This window comes from Isoptericola sp. NPDC060257 (genome assembly GCF_042726645.1).
Taxonomy (GTDB): Bacteria; Actinomycetota; Actinomycetes; order Actinomycetales; family Cellulomonadaceae; genus Isoptericola; species Isoptericola nanjingensis.
Genome location: NZ_JBHXAW010000169.1, coordinates 1 through 9,908, shown reverse-complemented (window position 1 = coordinate 9,908; position 9,908 = coordinate 1). Strand labels below are relative to the sequence as shown.

Annotated in this window: 12 protein-coding genes; 6 read left to right on the top strand and 6 right to left on the bottom strand. The window is 74.2% G+C overall.

Features of this window, described 5'->3' with window-relative positions; genetic code table 11:
• The coding region (locus tag ACFWEK_RS14115; protein ID WP_430554458.1) for an STAS domain-containing protein at nt 1-219 on the top strand (219 nt) is incomplete at its 5' end.
• Nucleotides 220-316: 97 nt separating this feature from the next.
• On the opposite strand, the gene fbaA is transcribed toward ACFWEK_RS14115, so the two are convergent.
• The 3 genes from fbaA to ACFWEK_RS14100 all read right to left on the bottom strand — a co-directional run bounded on the left by fbaA (nt 317) and on the right by ACFWEK_RS14100 (nt 2,975).
• Nucleotides 317-1,336, bottom strand: a complete 1,020-nt coding sequence (gene fbaA / locus ACFWEK_RS14110; RefSeq protein ID WP_429766120.1) for a class II fructose-bisphosphate aldolase — start codon at nt 1,334-1,336, stop codon at nt 317-319.
• Nucleotides 1,337-1,446: 110 nt separating this feature from the next.
• Nucleotides 1,447-2,145 carry a TrmH family RNA methyltransferase gene (locus ACFWEK_RS14105; protein ID WP_430546391.1) on the bottom strand — a complete coding sequence of 233 codons (699 nt, stop codon included), beginning with the start codon at nt 2,143-2,145 and terminating at the stop codon, nt 1,447-1,449.
• On the bottom strand, nt 2,142-2,975 hold the full coding sequence (locus tag ACFWEK_RS14100; protein ID WP_430554457.1) for an SDR family oxidoreductase: 834 nt from the start codon (nt 2,973-2,975) through the stop codon (nt 2,142-2,144). The genes ACFWEK_RS14105 and ACFWEK_RS14100 overlap by 4 nt, the downstream gene beginning before the upstream one ends.
• A gap of 88 nt (nt 2,976-3,063) precedes the next feature.
• Here ACFWEK_RS14100 and ACFWEK_RS14095 point away from each other — a divergent pair, with 88 nt between their 5' ends.
• Nucleotides 3,064-3,804, top strand: coding sequence for an HAD-IIA family hydrolase (locus ACFWEK_RS14095; protein ID WP_430546529.1), 741 nt, complete (start codon nt 3,064-3,066; stop codon nt 3,802-3,804).
• Nucleotides 3,801-4,046 carry a hypothetical protein gene (locus ACFWEK_RS14090; RefSeq protein WP_430546393.1) on the top strand — a complete coding sequence of 82 codons (246 nt, stop codon included), beginning with the start codon at nt 3,801-3,803 and terminating at the stop codon, nt 4,044-4,046. The genes ACFWEK_RS14095 and ACFWEK_RS14090 overlap by 4 nt, the downstream gene beginning before the upstream one ends.
• Before the next feature lie 4 nt (nt 4,047-4,050).
• Here ACFWEK_RS14090 and pyrE read toward each other — a convergent pair whose 3' ends face one another.
• Genes pyrE through ACFWEK_RS14075 form a run of 3 tightly spaced genes read right to left on the bottom strand, consistent with a single transcriptional unit; the run spans nt 4,051 to nt 6,762 of the window.
• On the bottom strand, nt 4,051-4,635 hold the full coding sequence (gene pyrE, locus ACFWEK_RS14085) for an orotate phosphoribosyltransferase (RefSeq protein WP_430546394.1): 585 nt from the start codon (nt 4,633-4,635) through the stop codon (nt 4,051-4,053).
• The gene (locus ACFWEK_RS14080; protein WP_430554456.1) at nt 4,632-5,933 is read right to left on the bottom strand and encodes a SpoIIE family protein phosphatase; all 1,302 of its coding nucleotides are present in this window, start codon (nt 5,931-5,933) and stop codon (nt 4,632-4,634) included. Before ACFWEK_RS14080 ends, pyrE begins: the two co-directional genes overlap by 4 nt.
• Nucleotides 5,934-5,988: 55 nt before the next feature.
• Nucleotides 5,989-6,762: an SDR family NAD(P)-dependent oxidoreductase gene (locus ACFWEK_RS14075; RefSeq protein WP_430554455.1), complete on the bottom strand. Its 774-nt coding sequence runs from the start codon at nt 6,760-6,762 to the stop codon at nt 5,989-5,991.
• Between the two features lie 189 nt (nt 6,763-6,951).
• On the opposite strand from ACFWEK_RS14075, the gene ACFWEK_RS14070 reads away from it, so the two are divergent.
• From ACFWEK_RS14070 to ACFWEK_RS14060, 3 genes are all read left to right on the top strand, one after another.
• Entirely contained in the window at nt 6,952-7,833 is an 882-nt protein-coding gene (locus ACFWEK_RS14070) for an exodeoxyribonuclease III (RefSeq protein WP_430546397.1), read from the top strand.
• Nucleotides 7,834-7,848: 15 nt separating this feature from the next.
• Nucleotides 7,849-8,577, top strand: a complete 729-nt coding sequence (locus tag ACFWEK_RS14065) for a septum formation family protein (RefSeq protein WP_430554454.1) — start codon at nt 7,849-7,851, stop codon at nt 8,575-8,577.
• Between the two features lie 451 nt (nt 8,578-9,028).
• A complete protein-coding gene (locus tag ACFWEK_RS14060) occupies nt 9,029-9,865 on the top strand; it encodes a C40 family peptidase (protein ID WP_430554453.1) in 837 nt (278 codons plus the stop codon).
• Nucleotides 9,866-9,908 lie beyond the last annotated feature (43 nt).

Sequence of the window (9,908 nt, the reverse complement as noted above, 5' to 3'; positions counted from 1 at the left end):
GGCCTTCCCGTCGAGATCGACGCCCATCACGTCACCTTCATGGATTCCTCGGGTGTGGCGTTCCTCGCACGCCTCGCGTCGCGCAGCCCGCACCGTGTGCGGGTGCTTCGCGCCCCGCCCACCGTCCGGTTCCTCCTCGAGGTCACACGGATCGGCGAGCTGCTGGAGATCGTCGACGTCGACCCCGGCTTCGACCTGGAGTCCCCCGCGCCCCGCTGACGCCGAGGTAGTACGGAATCTCCCGAGAGAGCACGAAGGGGCGGCCCGCACCGTGTGCGGACCGCCCCTTCGAGCTACCTCGTCATGAGGTGCAGGGTCACATCTTGTGGCCGGCGGAGCGCAGCTGCTGCGCGGCCTCGACGATGCGGGCGGCCATGCCGGCCTCGGCCTGCTTGCCCCAGGCGCGCGGGTCGTAGGCCTTCTTGTTGCCGACCTCGCCGTCCACCTTGAGGACGCCGTCGTAGTTGCGGAAGAAGTGGTCCGCGACGGGGCGCGAGAACGCGTACTGCGTGTCGGTGTCGATGTTCATCTTGATGACACCGTTGTCGACCGCCTCGGAGATCTCCTCGGCCGTGGAGCCCGAACCGCCGTGGAACACGAGGTCGAACGGGTTCTCCTTGCCGATCTCCGAGCCGACGGCCTTCTGGATGTCCGCGAGGATCGACGGGCGCAGCTTGACGGCACCCGGCTTGTACACGCCGTGCACGTTGCCGAAGGTGAGGGCCGTGAGGTAGCGGCCCTTCTCGCCGGCGCCGAGGGCGCGCACGGTGGCGAGGCCGTCCTCGGCCGTCGTGTAGAGCTTCTCGTTGATCTCGGCCTCGTGGCCGTCCTCCTCGCCACCCACGACGCCGACCTCGATCTCGAGGATGGTGCGCGCGGCCTGCGAGAGCTCGAGCAGCTCGGCGGCGATGACGAGGTTCTCGTCCAGGGGGATGTCCGAGCCGTCGAACATGTGCGACTGGAAGGTCGGGTTCTTGCCGGCCTTCACCTGCTCCGCCTCGAGGGCGAGCAGCGGGCGCACCCAGGAGTCGAGGTTCTTCTTGACGCAGTGGTCGGTGTGGATCGCGATGTTCACCGAGTAGTTCTTCGCGACCTCCGTGGCGTAGGCCGCGAGGGCCAGCGAGCCGACGACGCGGTCCTTCACGGTGGAGCCCGACGCGTACTCGGCGCCGCCCACGGAGACCTGGATGATGCCGTCCGACTCGGCCTCGGCGAAGCCCTGGAGAGCGGCGGTCACGGTCTGCGACGAGGTGATGTTGACGGCGGGGTAGGCGAACTTGCCGGCCTTCGCCCGGTCGATCATCTCGGCGTAGACCTCGGGGGTTGCGATAGGCATCTGCGGTACTCCAATGACGGGGCGTACGAGGATGCAGCGGGATGCTTCGTCGCGACGGGCGCCGTGCGACCCGCATGCAACCGGATTTTCTCACGTCCGGGTCATGAGAGTCACATGCCGTCGGCTCCGTGAGACGGCGCGAGCCAGCGCGACGCCCAGGCGTGCATCGCGACGGCACCTGCGGCGCCCGCGTTGAGGGACCGCGTGGAGCCGTGCTGGGTGATGTGCAGGACGTCGGCGCACACCGCCTGCGCCTCCGGCGTCAGGCCCGTGGACTCCTGGCCGAACAGCAGCACGCAGCGGGCGGGCAGGTCGTAGGCCTCCAGCGGCACCGACCCGGGCAGGTTGTCGATGCCGATCACCGGCAGGCCGGCCCCGCCGTCCGCCGACGCCGCCCAGGCGGCGAGCGCCGCCGCGTCCGGGTGGTGGTGGGTGTGCAGGTAGCGGTCGGTGACCATCGCGCCGCGCCGGTTCCACCGCCGTCGGCCGACGACGTGCACCCCGGCCGCGTTGAACGCGTTGGCCGTGCGCACCACGGAGCCGATGTTGAGGTCGTGCGCCCAGTTCTCGATGGCGACGTGCAGCTCCCGCCCGGCGGGGCGGCGGGCGTCGAGGTCGGCGACGACCGCCTCGACGGTCCAGTACCGGTACCGGTCGACGACGTTGCGGCGGTCGCCGTGCGCGAGCAGCTCGGGGTCGTAGCGGGGGTCCGGGGCGCCGTCGGGCAGGCGGGGCCACGCGTCCGGGCCGCCGGGCCACGGGCCGACGCCGACCTCGCGCCCGGGCGCCTCCTGCTCCGCGTCGGTCATCGCCCGGCCAGCCACGCGTCGTAGGTGATCGTGCCCGCCGCGGCGTCGGGCACGAGGTTGCGCCCGGCGCGGAAGAACTCCCCGAGCGGGCCGGGCAGCGGCACGGCCACCGGGAGGCGGCGGGAGCCGCGCGCCCGCCGCCAGGCGCCGGCCATCGCCCGCGCGTCGAGCACCTGCGGCCCGCCGACGGTCGCGGTCGGCGCACCGGACGGGCCCGTGCCGGGCGCGACCCCGAGCGGGTCGGCGCCCTCGGCCGCGTCGACGAGCGCGCGGGCGACGTCGCGCAGGTCGATCGTCTGGAAGCGGCAGCCGCGCGGGTACGGCAGGAGCCCGAGCCGCGACCAGGCCCCGAGGCGGCTGTCGCGGCCGAAGAAGAGGTCGAGGAACCCGTGGAACTGGGTGGCCCGCACGACCGTCGCCGGCACGGGCCCGGCGGCGTAGACGCGCTCCTGCTCGGCGTGCGCCCGGTAGTACCCGTACGCGCTGCGGTCGACCGCGGCGATCGAGAGGACGACGGCGCGCCCCACGCCCGCACGACCGGCCGAGCCCGCGACCCGCCGCGCACCCGCCGTGAAGACGGCCTGGGCGGCGGGCGTCATCCCGTTGCTGGTGTCGACCACGGCCTCCACGCCGTCGAGCGCCGCGGCGAGCGCGCCCGCGACCCGCGCCTCGTCGTCGTCGAGGAGGTCCGCCGCGTGGTGCGTCGCACCGGGCTCGAGGTCCGCGCGCCGGCGCGATACCACCCGCACCTCGTGGCCCCGCGCCACGGCCTCCCGCACCACGGCGCGCCCGGCCTGACCGGTGCCGCCCACCACCGCGATCGTCGTCATGCGCCCATCCTGGCGCACGCGCGGGGCCGCCCCGCCCACTAGGGTGAGCGGCGTGAGCGAACGACGGATCGAGTGCTGGCTGACCGACATGGACGGCGTCCTCGTGCACGAGGGGCAGGCCATCCCCGGGGCGCCGGAGTTCATCCGCGCCCTGCGCGACGCGGAGCGCCCGTTTCTCGTCCTCACGAACAACTCGATCTTCACGCCGCGCGACCTGCGCGCCCGCCTCGCGACGTCGGGCATCGATGTCCCGGAGGAGGCGATCTGGACGTCCGCGCTGGCCACCGCGCAGTTCCTCACGGACCAGATCCCCAACGGCTCGGCGTACGTGATCGGCGAGGCCGGCCTCACCACCGCCCTCTACGAGGCGGGGTACACGCTCACCGAGTCGAACCCGGACTACGTGGTGCTGGGCGAGACCCGCACCTACTCGTTCACCGCGATCACCAAGGCGATCCGCCTGGTGCGCGACGGCGCCCGCTTCATCGCCACCAACCCGGACACCACCGGCCCGTCCGCCGAGGGGCCTCTGCCCGCCACCGGCGCCGTCGCCGCGATGATCCAGGCCGCCACCGGCCGGTCGCCGTACTACGTGGGCAAGCCGAACCCGATGATGTTCCGCTCCGCGCTCAACCGGATCGACGCCCACTCCGAGGTGACGGCGATGATCGGCGACCGCATGGACACCGACGTCGTCGCCGGCATCGAGGCGGGGCTCGAGACCTTCCTCGTCATGACCGGCTCCACCACGGCGGCCGAGGTGGACACGTACCCGTTCCGGCCGTCGCACGTCGTCGACTCGATCGCGGACCTGATCGGCCGGGTATGACGCGCCGGGAGCGGGTCCTCGTGCGGGCCGCGCTCGTCGTCGGCGCCGTGCTGGTGGTGCTCGGGGTCTACCAGGCCTCGACCTGGACCTTCACCCTCGGCTGGTTCGCGTACGCCCCGCTGTCGGACACGACGTTCCACCCGCAGATCCCGAACTGGTGGGTGCCGCCCGCCATGATCGGCGTCGGGGCGCTACTCGCCGGCCTCGGCGGCGGCTTCCTGCTGGGCCGCCGCCGCGACTGACCGCTCAGGCGAGGCCGAGGTCCGCCAGGTCGTAGAGGTAGTGGTAGGGCACGCCGAGCGCCTCGATCTTCTCGCCGGCCCCGGTGGCGCGGTCGACGATCGTGGCGCAGCCGAGCACCTCGGCGCCCGCGGCGCGCAGCGCCTCGATGGCCGTGATGGGCGACCCGCCCGTCGTCGTCGTGTCCTCGAGGACGACGACCTTGCGGCCCGCGACCTCGGGGCCCTCGATCTGCCGCTGCATGCCGTGCGCCTTGGCCGCCTTGCGGACGACGAACGCGTCGAGGTCCTGCCCGCGCGACGCCGCGGCGTGCAGCAGCGCGTCCGCGATCGGGTCCGCGCCGAGGGTGAGGCCGCCGACGGCGTCCACCTCCGCCGTGCCGAGGCCGACCTCCTCCAGGTGGTCGAGCAGCACGTGCCCCACCAGCGGGGCCGCGCGGTGGTGCAGCGTGATCCGGCGCAGGTCGACGTAGTAGTCGGCCTCCTTGCCGGACGACAGCGTCACCTTGCCGTGCACGACGGCGAGCTCGGTGATGAGGTCGCGCAGCTGCTCGCGGGGCGTGGGGCCGAAGGTGGTATCCGAGGAGGTCACCCGGTCATCGTACCGACGGCCTCCTGCCCGTCCGCGGGGGCGGCGTCGACCTGGAGCGCGACGAGCGCCACGTCGTCGGCGCCCCGGATCGGCGTGCTCCGCGCCAGCACGCAGTCGGCCAGCCGCTCGAGCCGGCGGTCCACGACCTGCTCGACGTCCTGGCGCAGGAGCTCCAGGGAGTCGGACAACAGCTCTCCCCGCCGTTCGACCAGGCCGTCGGTGAAGAGCAGCAACGACGTGCCGGGGTCGAGGTCGAGGGTCGACTCCGGCCGGTCCGTGGGCAGCAGCAGGCCGAACAGCCTGCCGGGGCGCTCGCCGAGGAGCTCGGCTCCGCGCTCGGCCCTCCGCACCAGCGGTGGCAGCGACCCGGCACGTGCCCAGGTGACGCGCCGCGACCCGTCGGGCGCGGGTGGGTCCACCACGGCCGCCGTGACCGCGGCGAACCCCTCGATCCGCAGCGCGGCGGCGGCACGCTCGGCCCGGTCGAGGACCTCGGCGGGGCCGGCGTCGTCCTCGACCGCGACCGTGCGCAGCACGCCCTTGAGGTGCGTCATGGTGGCCGCGGCGTCGACGTCGTGCCCCGCCACGTCGCCCACGACGAGCACCGCCCGGCCCGACTCCCGGACCACGACGTCGTACCAGTCTCCGCCGACCCGCGTGATCCGGTTCGCCGGCTGGTAGCGGACGTCCACGACGAGCCCCGCGACGTGCGGGGGCGGGGCGAGCACCGAGGACTGCAGCGTGACGGCCGCCTCGCGCTCGGCGGCCGCCGTCGCGCGCATCCGCGCGACCGTGCTGTGCCACGACATGCGCTCGGGCGTGGCGCGCCCGTCCGTGCCCTCCACGTCGGCCGCGTCGACCTCCTCCACGCGCACGACGACGGCGCGGACGGTCGGGTCGCCCGGCCGCGTCACCGGCAGCGCGAGGAGCATCCAGTACCGCGGGCCCGTCTCGCCCGTGCGCCGGTCCGGCAGGTCCCATCGCGTGGGCTCGACGACCTCGGGCATGCCCGTGCGCAGGCAGCGGTCGATCGCGTCCAGGGCGCGGGGCACAGGGGGAGGTCCGCCCGGCACCTGCGCCACGGCGTCGGCCAGGGTGCGCCCGACCAGGGCGTCCGCCGGCACCCCGAGCGGCTCGGTGTACGAACGGTTGGCGTCCAGCACGAGGAGGTCGGGGTCCAGGACGATCTTCGGCACGGCCATCGCGTCGAAGATGTCGCGGTAGTCCAGCGTGGCCCCACCAGGGACGGCGCTCCGGCCGCCCCCGGCGTCCGTCGCCGGCGTCGTCCCCCGGATCACGCCACCATCGTGGGGTAGCCGAGCGGTCCTCGCCCGGTGTCGGCGAAGGCGGAGGTCAGCGGTACTTGCCCACGGCGCGGACGGCGACCCTCGGGGCAAGGCGCAGCAGGGCCGCAGCCGCCTTGTAGCGGACGGACGGTGTCGAGAGGACGACGCCGCGGCGCACGTCCGCGAGCGCCTCGGAGACGACGGTCGGGGCGTCGAGCCAGCCGGCGTCCGGGATCGTGGACATGTCCACGCCCGCCCGGTCGTGGAACTCGGTGCGCACGAACCCGGGGCTCAGCACCGTGGCCGTGACGCCGGTGCCCTTGAGCTCGACGGCCAGCCCCTCCGTGAACGACCGCACGTAGGCCTTCGCCGCGGCGTAGGTGCCGCCGGCGGTCAGCGCGGCGATCGACCCGACGTTGAGGATCGCGCCGCGCCCGCGGCCCGTCATCTGCCCGGCGGCCGCGTGCGACAGCACGAGCACCGCCCGGACCATGACGTCCAGCGCGGACACCTCGACGGCGAGGTCGCCGCCGACGAACGACTGCGCCGTGGCGAACCCGGCGTTGTTGACCAGCAGGCCCACCGGGCGCCGGTCGTCGCCCTCCTCGTCGCCGGTGACGGCGAGCCGGGCGGCGACCCGCTCCAGGTCCTCCGGCACGGACAGGTCTGCGGGCAGCACCTCCACCCGCACGCCGGCGGCCGCGCGCACCTGCGCGGCGACCTGCTCCAGGCGGTCGGCGTCGCGCGCGACGACGACCACGTCGTGTCGCGCGGTGGCGAGCTGCCAGACGAACTCCAGGCCGAGGCCGGCGGTGGCGCCGGTGACGAGCGCGGTACCCATGAGGGCAGCCTAGAGGGCGGACGCCGCGGGGTTGACCCTCACGCGACGTGAGGCTCCGCGCCGGCCGCACGACCGACACCACCTTCCCCGCGTTCAGCATCAGCCCCGCGACGCCCGGCGTCGACCCCGACACCGCGACGTGGGGATGACCGACCGGTGCCGTCGGCCTCCGCCGGTAGCCTGGCGCCCGTGCGCCTCGCGACCTGGAACGTCAACTCCGTCCGTGCCCGCGTCGACCGGGTGATCGCCTTCCTGGAGCGCTCGGGCACCGATGTGCTCGCCATCCAGGAGACCAAGTGCCGCGACGAGCAGTTCCCGCACGCGGCGTTCGAGGCCGCCGGGTACCAGGTGGCGCACACCGGGCACTCGGCGTGGAACGGCGTCGCCATCGCGTCGCGGGTCGGGATCGCGGACGTCGAGACGTCGTTCCCCGGGCAGCCCGGGTTCGCCAAGGCTCCCGCCACCGTGCCCGACGACGCGCCGACCGAGGCGCCCGACGTGGAGCCCGTCGAGGCGCCGGCGACGCTGCTCGACGTGCCGCCGCCGGTCGAGGCGCGCGCCCTCGGGGCCACCTGCGGCGGCGTCCGCGTGTGGTCGCTGTACGTGCCGCACGGCCGCGCGGTCGGCGACCCCCACTACGCGTACAAGCTGGCGTGGCTGGGTGCGCTGCGCGACGCCGCGGCCGGCTGGCTCGCCGACGACCCGCGCACCCAGGTCGCGCTGGTCGGCGACTGGAACGTCATCCCGCTCGACACGGACGTCTACGACCCGGCCGCGTTCGAGGGCCACACCCACGTGACCCCCGCCGAGCGGGAGGCGTTCACGGCGTTCGCGACCGCCGGGTACACCGAGGTGACGCGGGAGCACCTGCCCGCCGAGCACACCTACACCTACTGGGACTACCAGCAGCTCGCGTTCCCCCGGAACAAGGGCCTGCGCATCGACTTCGCCTACGCCTCCCCCGCCGTGCGCGAGCGCGTCACCGGCGTCGTCATCGACCGTGACGAGCGCAAGGGCAAGGGCGCCAGCGACCACGTCCCCGTGATCCTCGACCTCGCCGACCCGGCCTGACGCGCGGAGCACGTCGTGACCGAGGACCAGCACCGGCACCAGCCGGACCAGGGCGCCCTGCACCGGCGGCACCCTGCGGACGAGCCCGCACCCGGTTCCGCCCCGCCGCCCGCGGAGCCGGTGTTCGCCGCGCCGACGCCTGCGGGCGTGCTGCCGGCGGACGGGCTCGTCGGCCTGGGCCTGCCGGGCACGGGCGACGACGGCGCGGCCCCGCCCGGCGACGCCGTGCCGCGTGCACCCCGGGCGGGGGGCGCCGGCACGGCCCGGGCGCGCCGCGGCGCAGGTCGTGCGGCCGTGGCGGTGGTGGCGCTCGCGGTCGTCGGCGGGGCCGTCGCGATCGGGGTCGCGGCGGCGCGGGACCGGGCGACCGCCCCGGTGCCGGCCGTGGTGACCGGAGCCCGCGAGGTGAACGCGACGCAGCTCGTGCTCAGGTCGTGCCTGCGGGACCTGCCTCCCGGCGACGTCGGCCGGGTGACCGTCGTGCCGTGCGCGAGCGAGCACGGGGCGCAGGTGGTGGGGCGCACGGACTCGGCCGCCGGCGCGGTGTGGCCCGGTCACGACGCGCTGGTGCGCAAGGCCTCCGCGGACTGCGGGCCCGGACTGTTGGGGGCCGCGGGCCGCGAGGACGTGGGGCCGACCTTCGTCGTCCTCACCCCGTCCGAGGACGGTTGGGCGGCCGGCGACCGCACGGGGCTGTGCGTCGCGGTCTCCGCCTCGCCGGCGACGTCCGACCTGCTGCGCTGAGCCTGCGACCGTGGTCGGACGCGCGGACCGGTCGACGTCTTCGACGTCCCCCCACCGGTGGATTCCTACAGTGATCTTCGTCACATCCGGTATCAGGGGACGACGTCCGGTTCGGCCGGGGTTGACCGGACTCGTCCAGGGCCGATACATGTCGGCCCCCGCGCCAGCGACACGCCGTACCTGTTACCGGAACGTGACCTCGAAGGGTCCCCAGGGTTAGCGTCCCTCGACCGCACCTAGCAACGGGTGCCGGCCGACCGGGACGCAGCCGAGTGCTGCCGGCGTCCCGGTGACCACGAAACTCACGGCAGCAGCGGGAGACCCACTTCCGGCCGGCCGCCCGGGCACACCGCCCGGACGCTCCCGGCCTTGGGGTTCAGCCACCTTGGTGGCGGGCCAACGATCTCGGCCTCACCCGACAGCTCATCTCGCAGGCTGGAGGTCACGCCCCATGTCCATGCCCCCTGCCCCCGCGCGCCCCGGCACCGCCGCCGTGGCCGCTCGCCGGCCCCGCCGGGCGATCATCGCCCACGCCGTCGCCGGCGCCCTCACCGGCGGCGGTCTCATCGCCGTCGCCCCCCACGCCTCGGCGGCCCCGGCCGCCACGGCGGTCCAGGCGGCCTCGACGTCCTCGAAGCCCCGGCCGTCCGTCAGCCTCAAGGCGACCAAGACGACGCTGATCAAGGGTTCGGGGAAGTCCAAGCGCCCCGTGTACACCGTCACCGCCAAGCGTGCCGGCAAGACGATCGCCGGGAAGGCGAAGCTCGTCATCAACGGCAAGGTCAAGTCGACCAAGACGATCCGGCACGGCAAGGCGACGTTCAACCCGAGCTGGCCCATGCACAAGGTCGGCAAGAACAAGGTTCGCGTGGTGGTGGACCCGAGCAGCTCGAGGCTGCTCGCGAAGTCCAGCCGCACCGTGACGACCACCGCGAAGAAGCCCGGCTCGCCTGTCGTGGCGATCGCGAAGACGAAGGTCGGCGCCCGCTACGTCTCCGGCGCCACCGGGCCGAGCTCGTTCGACTGCTCGGGCTTCACCTCCTACGTGTACAAGAAGGCGATCGGCAAGAAGCTGCCGCGCACGTCGTCCGCGCAGAAGCACGTCGGCAAGAAGGTCTCGCGCAAGAACGCCAAGCCCGGCGACCTGATCTGGTCGCCCGGCCACGTCGCCATCTACATCGGCGACGGCAAGCAGATCGACGCCGGCAACCCGCGCGTCGGCGTCGTCAAGCGCAGCATCTGGCAGTCGAACCCGACGTTCATCCGGGTCAGCGCCAAGGCGGTCTGACCTCTCGCAGCACCCGTCGAGCCCCCGGCCTCCGTCATGGAGG